The following is a 21218-nucleotide window of genomic DNA, read 5'->3' on the forward strand; positions in this document are numbered from 1 at the left end:
CTGGCCTGCCGGGCCGTGCGGCAGGGGTCCGATTGGGCGGGGTCTGGCCGGTGGCCCGGCCGGATGTCGGCGGCTGGGCTTAGGCTGGCCGGGTGTCCAATACGCCGGTGAGAGCAAGGGACAAGGGGGCTGGACGGGTGACCGCATCTCGTAATTCCGCTGTGGGCGAACAGGCGTCCGCCGAGTCGGCGAAAGCGGCGAAGGCGCCCAAAACCACCACGGCGGCCACTCCCGCCACATCGGCCAGATCCGCGAAGTCCGCCGCGAAGTCCGACAAGGTCCCGAAGTCCGGCAACGCGGCGAAGTCCGCCAAGGCCGCCAAGGCCGTCAAGCCCGCGAAGCCCTCCCGGCCGGAGTCCCAGGTCGCGCTCGTGCGCCGTGCCCGGCGCATCAACCGCGAGCTGGCCGATGTCTACCCGTACGCCCACCCCGAGCTGGACTTCGAGAACTCGTTCCAGCTCCTGGTCGCCACGGTCCTCTCCGCCCAGACCACCGACCTGCGGGTCAACCAGACCACCCCCGCGCTCTTCGCCGCCTACCCGACCCCCGAGGACATGGCGGCCGCCGACCCCGAGGCGCTGGAGCAGCTGATCAGGCCCACCGGCTTCTTCCGCGCCAAGGCCAAGTCGCTGCTGGGCCTCTCCGCCGCGCTGCGCGACCGCTTCGACGGGGAGGTGCCGGGCCGTCTGGAAGACCTGGTCACGCTGCCCGGCGTCGGCCGCAAGACGGCCAATGTGGTCCTCGGTAACGCGTTCGGGGTGCCGGGGCTCACCGTGGACACCCACTTCGGGCGGCTGGTGCGGCGCTGGAAGTGGACCGCGCAGGAGGACCCGGAGAAGGTCGAGGCGGAGATCGCCGCACTCTTCCCGAAGAGCGAGTGGACGATGCTCTCGCACCGCATCATCTTCCACGGCCGCCGCGTCTGCCACGCCCGCAAGCCCGCCTGCGGCGCCTGCCCGATCGCCCCGCTCTGCCCGGCGTACGGGGAGGGCGAGACCGATCCGGACAAGGCGAAGAAGCTGCTGAAGTACGAGATGGGCGGTCGGCCGGGGCAGCGGCTGCGCCCGCCCGCCGACTACCCGGGGAGCCCCGCCGCGCCGCTGGGAGCCGCCGGATGACGAGCACGTACGGCGGAGGCGTGGAGGTCAGCGCCCAGGGGCTGCCCGAGTGGCTGCTCCCCGTGGCGCGGGCGGCCGAGACGATCGAGCCGCACCAGCTGAGCCGGTTCCTGCCGCCGCCGCAGGGCGGCGGCCGCCCCTCCGCCGTGCTGGTGCTCTTCGGGGAGGGCCCCGGCGGCCCCGAGCTGCTGCTGATGGAGCGGTCCGGGTCGCTGCGCTCGCACGCGGGCCAGCCGTCCTTCCCCGGTGGCGCGCTCGACCCCGAGGACGGCGATCCGGACGGGGCCGGTCCGCTGCGTGCGGCGCTGCGCGAGGCCGAGGAGGAGACGGGGCTGGACCCCGCGGGCGTCCAGGTCTTCGCCGTCCTGCCGCGCCTGTACATCCCGGTGAGCGGCTTCGTCGTGACGCCCGTCCTGGGCTGGTGGCGGCGGCCGAGCCCGGTCGGGCCGGTGGACCCCGCCGAGACGGCCCGGGTCTTCACGGTTCCCGTGGCGGATCTCACGGCTCCGGCGAATCGGGCGACGACGGTTCACCCCAGTGGTCACCGGGGCCCTGCGTTCCTGGTCGGAGGGGCTCTGGTCTGGGGTTTCACGGCGGGAGTGATCGATCGCATACTGCATTACGCAGGCTGGGAACGACCATGGGACCGCGGGAACCACGTCCCACTCGACTGGCGCGCGTGAGACGGTGTCCCGGTGAATGTGCTGGACATCCTGCTGCTGCTCGCCGCCGTATGGTTCGCGATCATCGGCTATCGCCAGGGCTTTGTCGTCGGCGTGCTGTCGGTGATCGGATTCATCGGCGGTGGCCTGGTCGCGGTCTATCTGCTGCCGGTCATCTGGGACGGCACCACTGACCGGGCGTCGCCCGGCACCTTCGGCGCCATCGTGGCGATCGTGCTGGTGATCGTGTGCGCCTCGGTCGGCCAGGCGGCCACCACCCACCTGGGAAACAAGCTGCGCCGGTACATCACCTGGTCACCCGCGCGCGCCTTGGACGCCAGTGGCGGCGCACTGGTGAACGTCCTGGCCATGCTGCTGGTCGCCTGGCTGCTCGGCTCCCTCGTGGCCGGGACCTCGCTCCCCACCGTGAGCAAGGAGGTCCGCGAGTCCAAGGTGATGTTCGGGGTCTCGCGGGTGGTCCCGGAGCAGGCCAACACCTGGTTCTCCGACTTCTCCACGGTGCTCGCGCAGGGCGGCTTCCCGCAGGTCTTCTCGCCGTTCTCGAACGAGCCGATCACCTCGGTGCCGCAGCCCGACCCGGCGCTCGCGCGGTCCCCGGTGGCCACCCAGGCCCAGAAGAGCATCGTCAAGGTCGTCGGCACCGCCCCGAGCTGCGGCAAGGTCCTGGAGGGCACCGGTTTCGTCTTCGCGCAGAACCGGGTCATGACCAACGCCCATGTGGTCGGCGGGGTCGACGACCCGACCGTGCAGATAGGCGGCGAGGGCCGGCTGTACGACGCGAAGGTCGTGCTCTACGACTGGAAGCGCGACATCGCGGTCCTCGATGTGCCCTCCCTGCAGGCCCCCGCGCTCCAGTTCACGGAGGGCGACGCGAACAGCGGCGACGACGCGATCGTGGCCGGGTTCCCGGAGAACGGCGCGTTCGATGTGCGCGCGGCCCGCGTCCGCGGCCGTATCACGGCCAACGGCCCGGACATCTACCACCGCGGCACCGTGCAGCGCGACGTCTACTCGCTGTACGCGACCGTCCGCCAAGGCAACTCCGGCGGCCCGCTGCTCACCCCGCAGGGCCGGGTGTACGGCGTGGTCTTCGCCAAGTCGCTCGACGACGCGGACACGGGGTACGCGCTGACGGCGGACGAGGTGCGCAAGGACGCCCAGCAGGGGCGTACGGCCAACCAGCCGGTGGACAGCCAGGGGTGTGCCCTCTAGCTCCCGCCCCGGCTGGGGTTGGGTGGAGTGGGATGCCGGTAGGCGCTGCCTACCGGCTGCGTGGATGGCGCAGCCGCGCCGAGACCCAGCGGGCACGGCGCCGGATGATGCGGGGAATCCCGACGATATTGGGGTCATGGCCTTGGATAGGCCCGGAGCCGCCGCGCTCGGAAACGCTCAGTGCGGCATTGGCAGCAGCGGCGGCTTCGGGGCCGCGGCCGCTTGGTGCGTCACGGTAGTCGTGCGTCCAGCCCATACTCCGGACTTTGCCCGTGGCCCAAGGTCGGTAATCGCCGGTGACTGCGGCAATTGGCCTATGCGCCAGGCAAGTGGCTGTTCGAGAAACATCTGTTCGTACGGGGTCGGCCCGACGACCCGGCACGGCGCTCGTACAGCACTCGAACGGCGCTCGTACGGCGGCTCGTACGGCGACGGCTCAGCGGTCCGGTTCCGGGTCCTTGAGCCAGTTGATCAGCTCCGTGGAGAAGGCGTTCGGGTCCTCCTCGTGCGGAAAGTGGCCGAGGCCGTCGAAGAGCCGCCAGCGGTACGGCGCCTCCACGTACTGCCCCGACCCCGCCGCGCTGCGGGTGCGCATCACCGGGTCGAGTGATCCGTGCAGATGCAGGGTGGGCACCCGTACCGGTCGCTTCATCCGGCGGTTGAACTGGAAACCGTCCGGGCGTCCCAGCGACCGCACCATCCAGCGGTACGGCTCGATCGAGCAGTGCGCGGTCGAGGGGATGACCATCGCCCGCCGGTAGACGTCCACCGCCTCGTCCTCGGGCAGCCGCGGCCCGGACCACTCCCGGATCAGCCGCCCCACGGCCGCCGCGTCGTCCGCGACGAGCCGGCGCTCGGGCAGCCACGGCTGCTGGAAGCCCCAGATATGGGAACCGGCGGCGCTCTGCCTGACGTCCCCGAGCATCGCCGAACGCCAGCGCCGCGGATGCGGCATGGAGGCCACCGCGAGCCGCCGCACCAGCTTCGGCCGCATCACCGCGGCCGTCCACGCCAGATATCCGCCCAGGTCATGGCCGACGAGCGCGGCGTCCGGCTCACCGAGTGAGCGGATCACACCGGTGATGTCGAGGGCGAGGTTGGCCGGGTCGTACCCCCGCGGCGTACGGTCGCTGCCGCCCACTCCGCGCAGGTCCATCGCGACCGCCCGGTAGCCGGCGTCGGCGAGCGCGGTCAGCTGGTGCCGCCAGGTCCACCAGAACTGCGGAAACCCGTGGAGCAGCAGCACCAGCGGGCCGTCGCCCAGCTCGGCGATGTGGAAGCGTGCGCCGTTGGCCGCGACGTCCCGGTGAGTCCAGGGGCCGTCCAGCCGCACGACCGACGCGGAGATATCAGGGACGCTCATGCCGACGAGCGTGTCACATCCCGTACGGAGCGGCCGCCGTTCTCCTCTGCCCGCGGGTGCGGCTTGACGTTCCCGAGAACGGCTGCCGTCTCCTTGGACGAGGCCATGGACCGCTTCGGCGCCTTGACCTTCTTGAACTTCAGCAGCGCGAGCAGGCCCAGGATTCCGGCGATCAGCCAGTAGATGCCGCCCACGATCAGGAAGCACCAGGCGAGGCCGAGGCCGGTCCAGGAACGCATGCCGTAGGCGAGGGCGAAGCTCAGCACCGGGAGCGAGAACAGGATCAGCACCCCGGCCGCAATACCGGCGCCGCTGCCGACCGCCGCCTTCTTGGCGCCCACCCGGAGCTCGGCCTTGGCCAGCGCGATCTCGTCGTGCACCAGCGCGGACAGCTCGGTGGTCGCCGTGGCCACCAGCTGGCCGAGGCTGCGGTTGCCGCCGTCGTCGGCTGCGCTCATCGCCATCTCCCTCTGCTCTTGTACGTCTTCCGGTCGTTTTCGGTGCTTGCCGCGTCCAGTTCTTCTGCGCTGTTCCGCGACTTTCAAGCCTCTCAGATCATGGCGTCTCAGATCATGCCGGACCATCGTCACCGGAGTGGTCCGCGGCGGCCACTTCGGCAAGCCGCCGGTGCTCCGCGGCTTTCGCGTCATGGATGGCGGCCATCCGGAGGTGGTATTCGGGGGTGTCGAGTTCATAGACGTCGGGGATGCCGTCCATGTCCTCGTCCCGCTCCTCGTCCCTGTACAGCCGCTGGTAGCGGTTGTTGCGCAGCTTGAGGAGGATGCCCGCGAGCAGCGCGGCGCACAGCGAGCCGATGAGGACCGCCGCCTTCACCTCCTCGGCGAGCGCCGGATCGCCGGGGAAGGCCAGTTCGCCGATGAGGAGGGAGACGGTGAAGCCGATTCCGGCGAGGGTCGCGACGGCGAACACATCCGCCCACGCCAGATCCTCGTTCAGCGCGGCCCGGGTGAACCGGGCGGCGCACCACGAACCACCGAACACCCCCACGGCCTTGCCCACCACCAGGCCGAGGACGACACCGAGCGTCTCGGGCCGGGTGAAGACGTCCGCGACGGCGTCGCCGGAAATCGGCACCCCGGCGGCGAAGAGGGCGAACACCGGCACGGCGATCCCGGCCGACAGGGGGCGCACCCGGTGCTCGACGCGCTCGGCGGGGGAACGGTCCTCGCCCTCCCGCACGGTGCAGCGCAGCATCAGACCCATCGCGACGCCCGCGACGGTGGCATGCACCCCGCTGGCGTGCATCAGCGCCCAGATCACCAGGCCGAGCGGGACGTAGATGTACGCGCCGCGTACGCCCCTGTGGTGCAGCAGCCGGAAGAGGACGAGCCCGGCGAAGGACAGGCCGAGGGCGACGAAGTCGATGTCCTTGGTGAAGAAGATCGCGATGATCAGGATCGCGCCGAGGTCGTCGACGACCGCGAGGGTGAGCAGGAACGCGCGCAGGGCGGCGGGCAGCGCGGTGCCGATGACGGCGAGAACGGCGAGCGCGAACGCGATGTCGGTGGCGGTCGGTACGGCCCAGCCCCGCAGACTGCCGCCGTCGGTCGCGTTGACGACGACGTAGACGAGGGCGGGGGCGGCCATGCCGCACAGCGCGGCGACCACGGGCAGCGCGGCGGCCTTCGGATCGCGCAACTCGCCCGCGACCAGCTCGCGCTTGAGCTCGATACCGGCGACGAAGAAGAAGACGGTGAGCAGTCCGTCCGTGGCCCAGGACTCGACGGACAGACGCAGATGCAGCGCCTGAGGGCCGAAGGAGAAGTTCTTGATGTCGCCGTAGACGCCGCTGAGCGGGGTGTTCGCCAGAATCAGCGCGGTGATCGCGGCGACGAGAAGGATCATGCCGCCGACGGTCTCGGTGCGCAGCGCGTCGGTGATGAACGTCCGCTCGGGCAGCGAGAGGCGGCCGAGGAACTTGCGGTTGGTGGACGCGGCCACGGGCGGGGCCTCCTGGGTCGTCGAGCGGGTGCGGACACACGTGTGCTGTGTGCCGACCAGACTTCCCGGCGCGCCCTCGTACTTCTGTCGCGTTGCTCACGCGACAGGTACTCACCTTAACCGGAACGGCTGAGGGGCGCCCCCGCATGGCGGAAGCGCCCCTCAGCTCCAGGACCGCTGCTCGGCTGGTCAGTCTTTGCCGGGCTCAGTCTTCGCTGGGCTGAGTCCTCGCCGGGCTCAGTCTTCGCTGGGCGCGGACGGCAGCTTGCTCTGGATCAGCTCCATGACGGAGGCGTCGGTGAGCGTGCTGACATCACCCAGCGCGCGGTTCTCGGCGATATCGCGCAGCAGCCGACGCATGATCTTGCCCGAACGGGTCTTGGGCAGCTCGGCCACCGGCAGAATCCGCTTGGGCTTGGCGATCGGGCCCAGCTGCTTGGCGACATGCGCCCGCAGCTCCTCGACGAGACCCTCATCCTCGGCCGCCCCGCCACGCAGGATGACGAAGGCGCAGATCGCCTGGGTGGTCTGCGGGTCGGTGGCCCCGACGACGGCGGCCTCGGCGACCTTGGGGTGCGAGACGAGCGACGACTCGACCTCGGTCGTCGAGATGTTGTGGCCGGACACCAGCATCACATCGTCGACCCGGCCGAGCAGCCAGATGTCGCCGTCGTCGTCCCTCTTGGCGCCGTCGCCCGCGAAGTAGCGGTTCGCGAAGCGGGACCAGTAGGTGTCCAGGTAGCGCTGGTCGTCGCCCCAGATGGTGCGGAGCATGGACGGCCACGGCTCGGTGAGCACCAGATAGCCGCCCGCGCCGTTCGGCACCTCGTTCGCCTCGTCGTCGATGACGGTGGCGGCGATGCCGGGGAGCGCCACCTGGGCCGAACCGGGCTTCGTCGCGGTGACGCCCGGCAGCGGGCTGATCATGATGCCGCCGGTCTCGGTCTGCCACCAGGTGTCGACGACGGGCGTGGTGTCCGCGCCGATGTTCTTGCGGTACCAGACCCATGCCTCGGGGTTGATCGGCTCACCGACCGAGCCGAGGACGCGCAGCGAGGACAGGTCGAACTTGGCCGGGATGTCGTCGCCCCACTTCATGCACGCGCGGATCGCGGTCGGGGCGGTGTACAGGATGGTGACCCCGTACTTCTGGACGATCTCCCACCAGCGGCCCTGGTGCGGGGTGTCCGGCGTGCCCTCGTAGAGCACTTCGGTCGCTCCGTTGGAGAGCGGTCCGTAGACGATGTACGAGTGGCCGGTGACCCAGCCGACGTCGGCCGTGCACCAGAAGACGTCCGACTCCGGCTTGAGGTCGAAGACGGCGTGGTGGGTGTACGACACCTGGGTGAGGTAGCCGCCGGTGGTGTGCAGGATGCCCTTCGGCTTACCGGTGGTGCCGGAGGTGTAGAGGATGAACAGCGGGTGCTCGGCGTCGAACGCCTCGGGCGTGTGCTGCTCCGGCTGGCGGTCCACGATCTCGTGCCACCAGACGTCGCGGCCCTCGTTCCAGGCCACCTCCTGGCCGGTGCGGCGGACGACCAGCACGCTGCGCACGTTCTCGGTGCCGGGACGGGTCAGGGCCTCGTCGACGGCGGGCTTGAGCGCGGACGGCTTGCCGCGGCGGTAGCCGCCGTCGGCGGTGATGATGACGCGGGCGTCGGCGTCCTGGATACGGGTGGCCAGGGCGTCGGCCGAGAAGCCGCCGAAGACCACGGAGTGCGGGGCGCCGATGCGGGCGCAGGCCAGCATCGCAACGACGGTCTCCGTGATCATCGGCAGGTAGATGGCGACCCGGTCGCCCGCCTGGACCCCCAGCTCGGTCAGCGCATGCGCCGCCCGGGAGACCTCCCGCTGCAGCTCGGCGTAGGTCAGGGAACGGGTATCGCCCGGCTCCCCCTCGAAGTGGAGGGCGACCCGGTCGCCGAGCCCGTTCTCCACATGGCGGTCGACGCAGTTGTACGCCACGTTGAGTTTGCCGTCGGCGAACCACTTCGCGAAGGGCGGGTTCGACCAGTCGAGCGTCTCGGTCGGCTCGGTGGCCCAGGTCAGCCGACGGGCCTGTTCGGCCCAGAAGCCCAGGCGGTCCGCCTTCGCACGCTCGTACGCCTCAGCCGTCACATTGGCGTTCGCGGCCAAGTCGGCCGGCGGCGCGAATCGGCGCTCCTCCCGAAGAAGGCTGGCCAGGCTTTCGTTGCTCACGACATCTCCCATTCCCAGGGTGTCCGTTGTGTCCCGGCCATAGCTCATCAGCCCCGGGCAGGCCCTGACAAGGCGCTGTCGCCGTAAATTGGTTTAGACCTGTAATCAGATCGCCTCCAGCGCTTCCGCGGCTCCCCCTTTTCCGGGCTCCGGGGCGGCGGCCGGACCGCTGGTGCAGACGGCCACCGGGGCGCCGTCCTCCGGCCGGATAGCCAGGAATCTGCCCGATCCGGCCTCCAGGACATACGCCTGAGCCTCCGCCACATGGAAGTACATCCCGTGCAGCACCAGCCCTCCCTCGGCCACCCGTCGCGCGACGCAGGCGTGCGCCATCAGATGCTCCAATTGCTGCATCACATTGATCAGCGCCAGCCGCTCCACATCGTCGGCCACCGGCCGGTCGGCCAGCGCGACCTCGCCGCGCCCCAGCCGCCCGATCCGCTCCATCCGCGCCAGCCCGGGCCTGCCGTGGCGCAGCCAGCGCGCCAGGGGTGTCTGTGCCACGGGTGGCGCGGCCGACGAGCCGAGCAGTGCCTGCATCGCCCCGCATCCGGAGTGCCCGCACACCGTGATGCTGTCGACCCTCAGCACGTCCACCGCGTACTCGATGGCCGCGCCCACCGAGTCGCAGGCGGCGTCCGCGCCGGGAGGCGGCACCAGATTGCCCACATTGCGGACCGTGAACAGATCGCCGGGGCCGCTGGAGGTGATCATGCTGGTCACCAGCCGGGAGTCGGCACAGGTGAGAAACAGCTGAGTGGGCCGCTGTCCCTCCCGGGCGAGCCGTGCCAGCTCATCGCGCACCAGCGGCGCGGTGTTGCGCTGGAAGGCGCTCACCCCGCCGAGCAGCTGCCCCGCGCCGACTCCGCGTCCGTGTCCGCCTCTGTCCCTGGCCGCCGGGGCGGGGCGGGTGCAGTCGTGGTTACGCCAGGGCGTCCACGGACGGCAGGCGGGCGGACGAGCCGGTTCGACGGCCGATGGCTGCGGCCGGTTGAAGCGGCGTCGCGAGAGGTAGGCGGCGAGCGCGATGGTGATGACCGCGATCCCGGCGACCGTGATTCCGGCAACCGCGATCTGGTCCAAGAGCTTCAACATTCCCGTCTCCTCCGGGGCTTCGCGGTCGCGGCAAGGGCGCGGCCGTGGGTCACGGCGTACTGCGGAGCTGACTCCCAAGCATTGGTAAATGAATGGTAATGCCGGGTAAAGTCGAGGGGAAGTCTTTTGGGCGGGAGCGGGCTGTTGTTCCCTCTATGGGGTGAATAGTCGGGTGAGATGACCGCGCGGGGCGGGTGGCTAGGCGGGCGTGGGAGTGGCCGCCACCCGCCCGGCCCGGGCGGACTCGTCCAGTGCGAAGGCCGGATCGACCTGTGCCGCCAGGTCGGCGCCCGTCTTCGCGTTTCCCCAACTCTGCGCGTTCTTCAGGTGGAAGTGCACCATCTGGCGGGTGTAGCGCTGCCAGTCGCGCCGCTCGTAGGAGGCGTCCACCGCGTCGTGCAGCGTGCGCAGCGCCTCGCGGTTGGGCTCCTCCAGCTCCGCGAAGTGCGGCGCGCGGCCCTTCTCCATCGCCCGGACCCAGTCGGAGTGGCCGACGGTGACGAGCAGGTCCTCGCCCACCTCGGCGCGCAGGAAGGCGAGGTCGTCCGGGCCCTGCACCTTGTTGCCGACCACGCGCAGCGCCACGTCGAAGTCGCGGGCGTACTCCTTGTACTGGCGGTAGACCGCGATGCCCTTGCGGGTGGGCTCGGCGACCAGGAAGGTCATGTCGAAGCGGGTGAAGAGCCCGGAGGCGAAGGAGTCGCTGCCCGCCGTCATGTCGACCACCACGAACTCCCCGCGCCCGTCGACCAGATGGTTGAGGCACAGCTCGACTGCGCCGACCTTGGAGTGGTAGCAGGCGACACCGAGGTCGGATTCGGTGAAGGGTCCGGTCGCCATCAGCCGCGCGTCCCCGTCGCCGAGCGGGACGGTCCGGGCGCACGCCGCGAAGACAGGGTTGTCCTCGCTGATCCGCAGCAGCCGCGATCCCTCGCCCGGCGGCGTTGTCTTGATCATGGTTTCGGCGGAGGCGATCCGGGGGTTCGTCCCGCGCAAGTAGTCCTTGATCAGGGGGAGATGGGCGCCCATGGCGGGCAGCGCGGCGGCCTCCGCCTCGTCGAGCCCGAGTGCCGCGCCCAGATGCTGGTTGATGTCGGCGTCGACCGCGACGACCGGGGCGCGGGTGGCGGCGAGGTGGCGGATGAACAGCGACGACAGCGTCGTCTTGCCGCTGCCGCCCTTGCCTACGAAAGCGATCTTCATGTTCAGAAAGCGTAGGCGAGTGATCCGCTCCCATGAGGGATTTACGTGAAGAAAACCACTCCAACGAGGGGTGCCGGGCCGTGGGTGCGTAGGGTCGTACTCATGAGTACGTCAGCTGATCCGCTCGCCACCCTGGCGGCGCTGCCCGGTGTGGCCGAGTCCGTGGAGGCCGTACGGACGGCAGTGGACCGGGTCTACGGCCACCGGGTGATGCGCCGCCGCAGCAATGAGGTCACGTCCGAGGCCGCGCTGCGCGGAGCGCGCGGTTCCGCGGCGCTGGCCGGTGCCGACTGGGCGCTCGAAGAAGTCCGCCGCCGCACCGACTTCGGGGACGAGGGGGAGCCGCACACGGTGGGCGCGGCGCTGCGGGTGACCGCCGAGGCCGGTCAGTTGCTGAGCGTCTGGCGGCAGTCGCCGCTGCGGGTGCTGGCCCGGCTGCATCTGGTCGCGGCCGGAGGGGCGGACGATGACGACAGGGTCGGACGGCCCCGGCTGGCGGGCGAACCGGTGCAGGAGCAACTGGTCGGGCCGGAGCCGCCGGATGCCGACGAGGTGGCGGGCCGGCTCGACGGCCTGGCGCGGTTGCTGCTCGCGGGCAGCGAGGCCCCGGCGCTGGTGACGGCGGCGGTGGTGCACGGGGAACTGCTCGCGCTGCGGCCGTTCGCCTCCTACAACGGCCTGGTGGCGCGCGCGGCCGAGCGGATCGTGCTGGTCGGCAGCGGGCTCGACCCGAAATCCATTTGCCCGGCGGAGGTGGGCCACGCGGAGCAGGGTGCCGCCGTGTGTGTGGCCGGGCTGGAGGGCTATGTGTCCGGAACGCCCGAGGGCATGGCGGCCTGGATCGCCCACTGCGGACGGTCGGTTGAGCTGGGTGTGCGGGAGAGCACGGCCGTGTGCGAGGCGATGCAGCGGGGAGCGGCCTAAGGCCGTCCGGCTCCGGGGCGCTCCCGGGTCCGGACAGAGTTGCGGCGGCACCGCGAGGGTGCCGCCGCTGGCACGTCCGCCGGGTTACCAGTGCGTGCACGGAAATTCGCCCATCAGGCCGGGATCTTCGCCCGTCACCTGGTGCGGCTGGCCCGTAATCGACGGGTCGGCGTCGCGTGGGTGCCCGGCATCCATGCTCGGTCCGTGGGGCCTTGGTGCGTCTGGGGAGATCCTCCCGGATACCCCTGGTCTCGCGGGCCGTCGATTCCTTTCTACTCCTGCGCGGAGCCAAGTGGAACCCCTGCACGCAGATCTTTGCGGTGTGGTCAAATGCGGGCATAAGGGGTGCGCCGCCGACTGGCGTACCACACCAGCCCGGCGGTGGCGGCGGCCGCGCCCACGGCCGCGACCGCGGCCAGCACCGGACGCGGCGGCATGGACAGTGAGGGCAGCCGCTGCTTCAGCCGCACCGGGCGGTCGAAGGAGAGGACCGGCCAGCCACGGGCGACCGCTTCACGGCGCAGGGCCCGGTCCGGGTTCACCGCGTGCGGGTGGCCGACCGACTCCAGCATCGGCAGGTCGGTCCCCGAGTCGCTGTAGGCGTAGCAGCGTGACAAGTCGTATCCCTCGGACTCGGCCAGCTCGGCGATCGCTTCCGCCTTCGTCGGCCCGTAGGCGTAGTACTCGACTTCTCCGGTGAAGACCCCGTCCTCGACGACCATGCGGGTGGCCACCACCCGGTCCGCGCCGAGCAGCTCGCCGATCGGCTCCACGACTTCCGCTCCCGAGGTGCTGACAATCACCACATCGCGTCCGGCGGTGTGGTGTTCCTCGATGAGGGAAGCCGCTTCGTCATAGATGATGGGGTCGATCAGATCGTGCAGAGTCTCCGCGACGATCTGCTTCACCTGCTGGACATTCCAGCCACGGCAGAGTGCCGAGAGGTACTCGCGCAACCGCTCCATCTGGTCGTGGTCGGCGCGGCCGGCGAGGAAGACGAACTGGGCATAAGCAGTGCGCAGTACGGCCCGACGGTTGATCAGCCCACCCCGGTAGAAGGACTTGCTGAAGGTGAGCGTGCTTGACTTCGCAATGACCGTCTTGTCCAGGTCAAAGAAGGCGGCTGTCCGGGGCAAGGAGTGGTTTTCCACGACGCCGAGCATAGGGCCCACCATTCGGCGTAAGGTGAGGCGCGTGGGTTTGCCTGAGAAGGCTCTCGGGTACACCATGGAAGTCACGGATCGTTCGCGACCGTGCTAACCCGGCCCGACTCCTCCCCCCCCGAGTCGGCCGTGGGGACGACCCCCGCTCTCCCCCCCGGCGGGGGTCGTCGCATGTCCGGACGCATTTCCGGCGCTTTCACGAGATCTTGCTCCCCTCATCCGGGCCCTGGTGGCGCCTGCTCCCCAACAGCCTGAACGGTTACCGTGCGTAATCGCCAGACTGCACTCCGGAAGTCACCGGTTTAGGTGACTGGGATATTCACAACTGATGAGTTGTCCACGGTTTTGAACCAAGATCCCCAAGATTTTCAGGATCGCGACACGGTGATTCTCCGCGTTGTTTGCACTCGCCGTTCGCGTGAGTGAGAGCGCGTAACGAAATGGGGAGGGGATCGTGACTGCATCCATCACACCGGAACGGTCATCACCGGCAGAAGGACAGCGCGGCAGACCGCTGATCATCACCGAGGACGAAGAGCTTCTCGACGATCTGCTGAGGTTGTGCGCGGCCGCCGGAGCGGAGGCCGAAGTGGCCCATGGCGCACTCACGCGCCGGGGCAGCTGGGAGGGCGCGCCGCTGATTCTCGTCGGGGACGACGCGGCGGCCGGGCTCCGGGGCCGCGTCCGCAGAGCGGGTGTGCTGCTCGTCGGGCGCGATCTCGACGACCATGGCATCTGGCGCCGGGCCGTGGATCTCGGCGCCGACAATGTGGCGTTCCTGCCCGATGCCGAGACCTGGCTCGTGGACCGGATCGCCGATGTCGCGGAGGGAGTTGGCCAGCAGGCCCTGACCATCGGCGTCATCGGCGGCCGCGGTGGGGCCGGAGCCTCCACGCTCGCCTGCGCCCTGGCGGTCACGGCGGCCCGCTCGGGGCGGCGCACCATGCTGATCGACGGCGACCCGCTGGGCGGCGGCCTCGATGTGCTGCTCGGCGGCGAGGGGTCGGAGGGGCTGCGATGGCCCGCCTTCGCCGAATCGCGCGGCCGGGTCGCCGGGAGCGCGCTGGAGGAGTCGCTGCCCGAGTTGCATTCCTTGCGGGTGCTGAGCTGGGACAGGGGCGATTCGGTCGTCATTCCGCCCTCGGCGATGCGCGCGGTGCTGGCCGCGGCCCGGCGGCGCGGCGGGATTGTGGTGGTGGACCTGCCGCGCCGGGTGGACGAGGCGGCGGCCGAGGCCCTCGCCCAGGTCGACCTTGGTCTGCTGGTCGTCCCGGCTGAGCTGCGCGCCGTCGCGGCCGCCCACCGCGTGGCGTCCACGGTGGGCATGGTGCTGAGCGATCTGCGCGCGGTCGTGCGCGGCCCGTGCGGGCCCGAGCTGGACGACGAGGAGATCGCACGGCTGCTCGGGCTGCCGCTGGTCGGTCAACTGCCGCCGGAGCCGGGGTTGCTGGACGCACTCGACGGCGGCGAGCCCCCGGGCGGCAGCGCACGCGGCCCGCTCGGCCGGTTCTGCGCCGAGTTCTGGGCACGGGCCCTGCCCGACGCGGGGGGTGTCATCGCATGAGCGTGGCAACCCCGGATCTCCTGGACGCGGTGCGGCTGCGGCTGGCGGAGAGCGGCGCGGACCCGAGTCCCTCCCAGGTGGCGGCGGCCCTGCGCGAGGAGGGGCGGCTGCTCGGCGACACCGAAGTGCTCGATGTGGTCACCGCCCTGCGCTCCGAACTGGTCGGCACCGGCCCCCTGGAGCCGCTGCTCGCCGCGCCCGATGTCACGGACGTGCTGGTCACTGGCCCCGACGAGGTGTGGGTGGACCGCGGCGCGGGGCTCGAGCGAACGGCCGTCGCCTTCGCCGACACGGCCGCCGTGCGCAGGCTCGCCCAGCGGCTGGCCGCGGTGGCCGGCCGGCGGCTGGACGACGCCCGGCCCTGGGTGGACGCCCGGCTGCCGGACGGGACACGGCTGCACGCCGTGCTCCCGCCGGTGGCCGTCGGATCGACCTGCCTGTCGCTGCGGGTGGTGCGTCCCCGGGCGTTCTCCCTCCCCGAGCTGGTGGCCGCCGGGACGGTGCCGCCCGGCGGTGCGGAGCTGCTGCGGGCCATGCTGGACGCCCGGCTCTCGTATGTGGTGAGCGGCGGCACCGGGTCCGGCAAGACGACGTTGCTGAGCACCCTCCTGGGGCTGGTCGGCCGGGAAGAGCGGATCGTCCTCGCCGAGGACTCCGCGGAACTGCGGCCCGATCATCCCCATGTGGTCCGGCTGGAGACCCGCCCCGCCAACCAGGAGGGCCGGGGCCAGGTCACCCTGCGGGACCTGGTGCGCCAAGCCCTGCGGATGCGGCCCGACCGGCTCGTGGTCGGTGAGGTGCGGGGCCCCGAGGTCACCGATCTCCTGGGCGCTCTGAACACCGGACACGAAGGCGGCTGCGGCACCGTCCACGCCAATACGGCGGGGGACGTACCGGCCCGGCTGGAGGCGCTCGGCTCGACCGCGGGCCTGGACCGGGCCGCACTGCACAGCCAGTTGGCGGCCGCGCTGTCGGTCGTCGTCCATCTGGTGCGGGACCGCGGCGGACGGCGCAGGATCGCCGAACTGCATGTGCTGGACCGGGACGGCGCGGGCTTCGTCACCACCGTTCCGGCCGCCGTATGGGGCCCGCGGGGCTTCGAGCGGGCGGCGGGCTGGCAGCGGCTCCAGCGGCTGTGCGCACGAGGCGGAGGCGCGTCATGACGGGCACCGGAGGGTACCCCGGGATGCTGACCCTCGGCGCGGCGGCGCTGTGCGCTGCCGTGGCCGTGTGGCTGCTCTCCGAGCGGGACCGGGAGCTGCGCCGGGCCAGAGTGCTGTTCGCGGGCGGCGGGCCCGTCGTGCCCACCGGGCCGGACCCGGCGCGGCGGCTGTCCGAGACGGTCGCCTGGGTCAAGGAGCGCTGGCGGGTCCGGTACGGCGGGCGGATGGGGCGCGAACTGCTGTGCCTGCCGCTCGGTTGCGTGCTCGCGGTGCTCGGGGCATCCGTCCTGCCGCTGTTCGCCGCGGTGGCGGCCGTGCCGGTCGTCGGCCGGTGGCTGCGAGTCAGGGAGCGCGTCCGGGCCCGCGACCGGCGTGCCGCGGGGGTGATCGAGCTGTGCGGGACCGTGGCGGGCGAGCTGCGGGCCGGGCGGCAGCCCGGCGAGGCGCTGCTGTCCGTGCCCTCGGGGGACCTGGGGGAGCGATGGGGACTGGTGTCCGCCGCCGCCCGGTTCGGCGGCGATGTGCCCGAGGCGCTGCGCAGGGCGGCCCGGCAGCCGGGTGCGGAGGGCCTGACGGGAGTCGCGGCCTGCTGGCAGGTGGCCGTCGACGAAGGCGCGGGGCTGGCCGCCGGGCTCGACCGGGTGGCCTCGGCGCTGCGCGCCGAGCGTGAGCAGCGGGAGATTCTGCGCGCCAGGCTGGCCGGGCCCAAGGCCACGGTCGCGGTGCTGGCCGTGCTGCCGGTCTTCGGGCTGGTGATGGGCGCCACGCTGGGCGCCGAGCCGCTGCATCAGCTCCTGCACACACCGGTGGGGCTGGGCTGTCTGCTGGGCGGCTGCCTGCTGGAGTGGGCGGGGTTCGTCTGGCTCAGACGGTCGATGCGGTCGGCGCTCGCTCCCGGAAAGGCCGGCGGCCGATGAGCGCCGTGCTTGTCCACAGGCTGGGGATCGTGCTGTCCCTCCTGGCCGCCGCCGCGTATGTGGCGATGGCGGTGACGGAGGCCCGGCGGGACCGTGCCGCCGGGCGCCGTCTGGCGGCACTGCTGCCGGGCGGACGAACGGACACCGGCACGGGCAGCGGCACCGCCCCGAAGCGGGCCCGGGCCCGGGAGCGATGGCGGGCCCGGGCGGACCAGGGCGCGGTCCTGGCCTGGGCGGCCTCACTCGGTGTCCTGCTGGCCGGTGTCGTCCTCGTCGGAGGACCACTGGGGTGGGTGCTGGGGGCGGCGGCCGCGTACGGCCTCCGGCGGTGGCAGCGGCGGCAGGCCGCCGCCGGACGGTCCGGCGGCGCCGGGGACCGGGCGGTCGAGGCGGTGCGGCAGATTCCGCTGGCCGCCGACCTGCTGGCGGCCTGTCTGGCGGCCGGGGCGGACCCGCGCTCGGCGGCGGACGCGGTGGGCAAGTCGCTCGGTGGCCCGGTCGGCGAGCGGCTGCTCCGGACCGCTGCGGAGCTGCGGCTGGGAGGAGACCCGGCCGACGCCTGGGGGCGGCTTGGCGCGTTGCCCGGCGCTAGCGGGCTGGCGCGCGCCCTGGAGCACGCCGGTACCACCGGAGCTCCTGCAGTGGAGCCGGTCGCCCGGCTCGCCGCCGACTGCCGTGCCGAGCAGGGGCGGGAGGCGGGCCGACGTGCCGATCGGGCGAGCGTGCTGGCCACCGCCCCGCTCGGGGCCTGCTTCCTGCCCGCGTATCTGCTGATCGGCGTGGCCCCGGTGATGGCCGGGCTGGCGGGCCGTCTGGCGGGCCACACCTGAGCACGGCGCCTCGGGCCCGTCGCGGCACGAGGAGCCCGGTTTCTGTACGGCATATGACGACTACGAGGGGGGACCGAAATGATGAAGAAATGGTGGGCCCGGCGGCGGGCGGCCGCGTGTGCGCAGGCCGAGGCGGGCATGGCCACCGTCGAGTACGCGATGGGGACGCTGGCGGCGTGTGCCTTTGCCGCAGTGCTGTACAAGGTGGTGACGAGCGGGACCGTCAGCGGCGCGCTGCAAGCGGTGATCGGACGGGCTCTCGATGGGTCGTTCTGAGGCACCGTCCACGGCGGGGCGGCCGGACGAGCGGGCCGGGCGCCGCGCGCGGAGCGCACCGGGTGCGGCTCACGAGGGTGCGGCTCGTGCGGGTGCGGTCCGCGGCGGGTCGGACCGGGGCTTCGTCACCGCGGAGACGGCCGTCGCGCTGCCGGTGCTGGCCCTGTTCGCCCTGGCGCTGATCTGGGGCCTGATGGCCGCGTCCGCGCAGTTGAGCTGTGTGGACGCGGCCCGGGCGGGCGCTCGTGCGGCGGCCCGGTCGGAGTCGCGGGACGCCGCGGTGGCCGCCGCCCGGTCAGCCGCACCGCGCGGCGCGCGGGTGGAGCTGTGGCGGGACGGAGACCTGGTGCGGGTGCGGGTCCGGACCCACGCGGTCGGTCCCGGCCCGCTGGCGCTCCGGCTGCACGCCGAGGCGGCGGCCCTCGCCGAGGACACGGTGGGCGCGGCCGGCGCGGGGCCGGGGAGGGTCCCGTGAGGCGTTCCGAGCGACGGCCGCTGCCGCGTCGGCCAGCCCGCTGGCGGTCGCGCCGCGAGGCCGCGGACGGCCCCGTGAGGGGATCGGTGCGCGGGGCTGGCGACCGCGGGTCGGCGACGGTGTGGGCGGCGTTCGCCGCGACGGCGCTGTGCGTGGTGTTCGCGGTCGTGCTGACGGCGGGGCAGGTCATGGTGGCGCGCCACCGGGCCGGTGGGGCCGCCGACCTGGCGGCGCTCGCCGCGGCGGACCACGGCCTGGAGGGGCCCGGCGCGGCGTGCCGCCTCGCCCGGCGGGTGGCTTCCGCCCAGGGGGCGCGCGTGGTGCGGTGCGCGCTGAGCGGCGAGATCGCGGATCTCACGGCGGAGGTGCGCGCCGGGCCGTTCGCCCTCCGGGTCCGGGCACGGGCAGGCCCCGCCGACACTCCCGTACCCGGCAGCCGCGAGGAGCACTCGGTGGAGCGGGCCGAGCGGGCCGTGTGGGCCGTGCGGGCCGTGCGGGAGCGGACGGTGGGCACCGGCCGGGCCTGGGGGAGCACGCCGGGGAGTGGGTGGCCGAGCGCCCGGTCAGTCGGCGGTGGGCGGCTGGTCCGGGGCTTTGGCCAGGAGCGTCGTCAGCAGGCGGATGGCGGCCCTCTTGTCGAGCGGATCGTTCCCGTTGCCGCACTTCGGGGACTGGATGCAGGACGGGCAGCCGGCCTCGCACTCGCAGGCCGCGATCGCCTCCTGGGTGGCGGTCAGCCAGCGGGCGGCCGTGTGAAAGGCGCGCTCGGCGAAGCCCGCCCCGCCGGGGTGGCCGTCGTACACGAAGACCGTCGGCAGCAGCGTGTCGGGGTGCAGGGGGATCGAGACCCCGCCGATGTCCCAGCGGTCGCAGGTCGCGAAGAGCGGCAGCATGCCGATGGAGGCGTGCTCGGCGGCGTGCAGGGCGCCCCCGAGGGCCTGGGGGTGGACCCGGGCGTCCTCCAGCTGGTCCTCGGTCACCGTCCACCACACGGCCCGGGTGCGCAGCGTGCGGGGCGGGAGGTCGAGCTTGGACTCGCCCAGCACCTCACCGGTGATCAGCTTGCGGCGCAGGAAGGAGACGACCTGGTTGGTGACCTCGACAGATCCGAAGCACAGCCTCGCGTCCCCCCACGGGATCTCGGTGGTGGTCTCCAGGATGGAGATCGCGGTGGTGTCGCGGGCGGTGGTCGAGTACGGCGGACTGGCCTCCTCCACCAGCGCGACCGAGTCCTCCCGGTCGAGCTGCCGGACGAGATAGCTCCGGCCCTGGTGGAGGTGGACGGCGCCCTCGTGGACGGCGGTGTGGGCGGCCGAGGCGTCCACGGTGCCCAGCAGCCGCCCGGTAGCCGCCTCCACGACCTGGACCGGGCTGCCGCCCTCCCCGCGGATGTCGGTGAGGTCGGCGGCGCGTTCACGGCGGGTCCAGTGCCAGGCGGTCGCGCGGCGGCGCAGCAGCTTGCGCTGCTCCAGCTGCGGCAGCAGCTCCTCGGTGGCGGGGCCGAAGAGGTCCAGGTCCGCCTCGGTGAGCGGCAGCTCGGCGGCGGCCGCGCACAGGTGCGGCGCGAGGACGTACGGGTTGTCGGGGTCCAGGACGGTGGACTCGACGGGCTGCCGGAAGAGCGCGTCCGGGTGGTGGACGAGATAGGTGTCCAGCGGGTCGTCCCGGGCGACCAGGATCGCGAGGGCGCCCTGTCCGGCGCGGCCGGCCCGCCCCGCCTGCTGCCACAGGGAGGCGCGGGTGCCGGGATAGCCGGCCAGGACGACGGCGTCCAGACCGGCGATGTCCATGCCGAGTTCGAGGGCGGTGGTGGCGGCGAGGCCGAGGAGGTCACCGGAGTGCAGGGCCCGCTCCAGGGCGCGGCGCTCCTCGGGGAGATATCCACCGCGGTAGGCGGCCACCCGGTCCGGCAGGGACCGGTCGACGTCCGCCAGCCGCTCCTGGGCGATCAGGGCGATCAGTTCAGCGCCCCGCCGGGAACGCACGAAGGTGACGGTGCGGACGCCCTGGACGGCCAGATCGGTGAGCAGGTCCGCGGACTCGGCCGTGGCCGTGCGGCGGACGGGGGCGCCCCGCTCGCCGTGCAGCTCGGTCAGCGGCGGCTCCCACAGGGCGAAGACCACCTCGCCGCGGGGCGAGGAGTCCTCGGTGACCGCCTCGACCGGCACTCCGGTCAGCCGGGTCGCCGCCACGGCCGGGTCGGCGGAGGTGGCCGAGGCGAGCAGGAAGACGGGCGAGGAGCCGTAGCGGGCGCAGACCCGCCGGAGTCTGCGCAGCACCTGGGCGACATGGGAGCCGAAGACGCCGCGGTAGGTGTGGCACTCGTCGATGACGACATAGCGCAGCGCGCGCAGGAAGGAGGACCACCTGGGGTGGCCCGGCAGGATGCCCCGGTGGAGCATGTCGGGGTTGGTGAGCACGTAGTTCGCGTACTGGCGGACCCATTCGCGCTCCTCCACCGGCGTGTCGCCGTCGTACACCGCCGCTCGCACACCTGTGCCCAGCGGGGTGGTGAGATCGGCCACCGCGCGGCGCTGGTCGGCGGCGAGCGCCTTGGTGGGCGAGAGGTACAGGGCGGTCGTGCCCCGCCCGCTGGGGTCCTCCGAGCCGTCCAGCAGGGTGCTGAGCACGGGGGCGAGGTAGGCCAGGGACTTGCCGGAGGCGGTGCCGGTGGCCACGATCACGGATTCCCCGCGCAGGGCGTGGTCGGCCGTACGCGCCTGGTGGGCCCACGGGCGCTCGATTCCGGCGGCCCGGATGGCGTCGATCACTTCCGGCCGGATCGGCGAAGGCCAGTCGGCATGGCTGCCGAGACGCGGGGGCAAGTGCTCCGTATGAGTGATGCGCGCGCCTCGGCCTGCTCCGGTGCCGAGCCGGTCGAGAACGGCCCGGGGCGAGGGGCGTATGCCCGCCTGCCGCGGGAGTTGGTCGTGGGCCATCGACACCGAGTGTGTCACTGGTCTGACGGACAATGGGCTCAAGGCGTCGTGCACGCCTGCTGGTAAGTGATTGAATGCCATCGCGGCTGCCGATCCATGGGGGGCGACCGCTCGATGCAAGGTGCTGGAGGA

At 72.4% G+C, this 21218-nt stretch carries 18 protein-coding genes and 2 pseudogenes; 11 read left to right on the forward strand and 9 right to left on the reverse strand.

Annotated elements, in window-relative coordinates; translation table 11 throughout:
* Positions 1–137: 137 nt before the first annotated feature.
* Genes nth through ABZ370_RS00745 form a run of 3 tightly spaced genes read left to right on the forward strand, consistent with a single transcriptional unit; the run spans position 138 to position 3013 of the window.
* Positions 138–1118: an endonuclease III gene (nth, locus tag ABZ370_RS00735; RefSeq protein ID WP_358614690.1), complete on the forward strand. Its 981-nt coding sequence runs from the start codon at positions 138–140 to the stop codon at positions 1116–1118.
* Positions 1115–1801 (forward strand): CoA pyrophosphatase, encoded by a 687-nt coding sequence (locus ABZ370_RS00740; protein WP_358614692.1) that lies wholly within the window; start codon positions 1115–1117, stop codon positions 1799–1801. Before nth ends, ABZ370_RS00740 begins: the two co-directional genes overlap by 4 nt.
* Positions 1802–1813: 12 nt before the next feature.
* Positions 1814–3013: a MarP family serine protease gene (locus tag ABZ370_RS00745; protein WP_358614694.1), complete on the forward strand. Its 1200-nt coding sequence runs from the start codon at positions 1814–1816 to the stop codon at positions 3011–3013.
* 49 nt (positions 3014–3062) lie between these two features.
* On the opposite strand, the gene ABZ370_RS00750 is transcribed toward ABZ370_RS00745, so the two are convergent.
* The 7 genes and pseudogenes from ABZ370_RS00750 to ABZ370_RS00780 all read right to left on the reverse strand — a co-directional run bounded on the left by ABZ370_RS00750 (position 3063) and on the right by ABZ370_RS00780 (position 10835).
* Positions 3063–3269 (reverse strand): hypothetical protein, encoded by a 207-nt coding sequence (locus ABZ370_RS00750; protein ID WP_358614696.1) that lies wholly within the window; start codon positions 3267–3269, stop codon positions 3063–3065.
* Between the two features lie 180 nt (positions 3270–3449).
* Positions 3450–4376 carry an alpha/beta hydrolase gene (locus ABZ370_RS00755; RefSeq protein ID WP_358614698.1) on the reverse strand — a complete coding sequence of 309 codons (927 nt, stop codon included), beginning with the start codon at positions 4374–4376 and terminating at the stop codon, positions 3450–3452.
* Positions 4373–4834: a phage holin family protein gene (locus tag ABZ370_RS00760; RefSeq protein ID WP_358614700.1), complete on the reverse strand. Its 462-nt coding sequence runs from the start codon at positions 4832–4834 to the stop codon at positions 4373–4375. Before ABZ370_RS00760 ends, ABZ370_RS00755 begins: the two co-directional genes overlap by 4 nt.
* Positions 4835–4946: 112 nt before the next feature.
* Positions 4947–6338 carry a Na+/H+ antiporter NhaA gene (nhaA, locus tag ABZ370_RS00765; protein WP_358614702.1) on the reverse strand — a complete coding sequence of 464 codons (1392 nt, stop codon included), beginning with the start codon at positions 6336–6338 and terminating at the stop codon, positions 4947–4949.
* 237 nt (positions 6339–6575) lie between these two features.
* The gene (gene acs, locus ABZ370_RS00770; RefSeq protein ID WP_358614704.1) at positions 6576–8537 is read right to left on the reverse strand and encodes an acetate--CoA ligase; all 1962 of its coding nucleotides are present in this window, start codon (positions 8535–8537) and stop codon (positions 6576–6578) included.
* 105 nt (positions 8538–8642) lie between these two features.
* Positions 8643–9488, reverse strand: a pseudogene (locus ABZ370_RS00775) (carbonic anhydrase); the annotation flags it as partial.
* A gap of 342 nt (positions 9489–9830) precedes the next feature.
* A complete protein-coding gene (locus ABZ370_RS00780; protein WP_358614706.1) occupies positions 9831–10835 on the reverse strand; it encodes an ATP-binding protein in 1005 nt (334 codons plus the stop codon).
* Positions 10836–10937: 102 nt separating this feature from the next.
* Between ABZ370_RS00780 and ABZ370_RS00785 the strand changes: the two genes are divergently transcribed.
* Positions 10938–11759: an oxidoreductase gene (locus ABZ370_RS00785; RefSeq protein WP_358614708.1), complete on the forward strand. Its 822-nt coding sequence runs from the start codon at positions 10938–10940 to the stop codon at positions 11757–11759.
* A 326-nt stretch (positions 11760–12085) separates the two neighbouring features.
* Here ABZ370_RS00785 and ABZ370_RS00790 read toward each other — a convergent pair whose 3' ends face one another.
* Positions 12086–12922, reverse strand: a complete 837-nt coding sequence (locus ABZ370_RS00790; RefSeq protein WP_358615982.1) for an HAD family hydrolase — start codon at positions 12920–12922, stop codon at positions 12086–12088.
* Between the two features lie 454 nt (positions 12923–13376).
* On the opposite strand from ABZ370_RS00790, the gene ssd reads away from it, so the two are divergent.
* The 7 genes and pseudogenes from ssd to ABZ370_RS00825 form a co-directional block, all read left to right on the forward strand.
* Entirely contained in the window at positions 13377–14486 is a 1110-nt protein-coding gene (gene ssd / locus ABZ370_RS00795) for a septum site-determining protein Ssd (RefSeq protein ID WP_358614710.1), read from the forward strand.
* Complete coding sequence (locus tag ABZ370_RS00800; protein ID WP_358614712.1) at positions 14483–15649, forward strand: TadA family conjugal transfer-associated ATPase; 1167 nt, start codon at positions 14483–14485, stop codon at positions 15647–15649. The genes ssd and ABZ370_RS00800 overlap by 4 nt, the downstream gene beginning before the upstream one ends.
* Complete coding sequence (locus ABZ370_RS00805; protein WP_358614714.1) at positions 15646–16566, forward strand: type II secretion system F family protein; 921 nt, start codon at positions 15646–15648, stop codon at positions 16564–16566. Before ABZ370_RS00800 ends, ABZ370_RS00805 begins: the two co-directional genes overlap by 4 nt.
* Positions 16563–17396 (forward strand): type II secretion system F family protein, encoded by an 834-nt coding sequence (locus ABZ370_RS00810; RefSeq protein WP_358614716.1) that lies wholly within the window; start codon positions 16563–16565, stop codon positions 17394–17396. The genes ABZ370_RS00805 and ABZ370_RS00810 overlap by 4 nt, the downstream gene beginning before the upstream one ends.
* A 78-nt stretch (positions 17397–17474) precedes the next feature.
* The gene (locus tag ABZ370_RS00815; protein WP_358614718.1) at positions 17475–17672 is read left to right on the forward strand and encodes a DUF4244 domain-containing protein; all 198 of its coding nucleotides are present in this window, start codon (positions 17475–17477) and stop codon (positions 17670–17672) included.
* Positions 17659–18147, forward strand: coding sequence for a TadE family type IV pilus minor pilin (locus ABZ370_RS00820; RefSeq protein ID WP_358614720.1), 489 nt, complete (start codon positions 17659–17661; stop codon positions 18145–18147). Before ABZ370_RS00815 ends, ABZ370_RS00820 begins: the two co-directional genes overlap by 14 nt.
* A 155-nt stretch (positions 18148–18302) precedes the next feature.
* Positions 18303–18500: pseudogene (locus ABZ370_RS00825) on the forward strand (Rv3654c family TadE-like protein); the annotation flags it as partial.
* Positions 18501–18710: 210 nt separating this feature from the next.
* Here the strand turns inward: ABZ370_RS00825 and ABZ370_RS00830 are convergent.
* A complete protein-coding gene (locus ABZ370_RS00830) occupies positions 18711–21167 on the reverse strand; it encodes a DEAD/DEAH box helicase (RefSeq protein ID WP_358614722.1) in 2457 nt (818 codons plus the stop codon).
* Positions 21168–21218 lie beyond the last annotated feature (51 nt).

Source organism: Streptomyces sp. NPDC005962, from assembly GCF_040629205.1.
Taxonomy (GTDB): domain Bacteria; phylum Actinomycetota; class Actinomycetes; order Streptomycetales; family Streptomycetaceae; genus Streptomyces.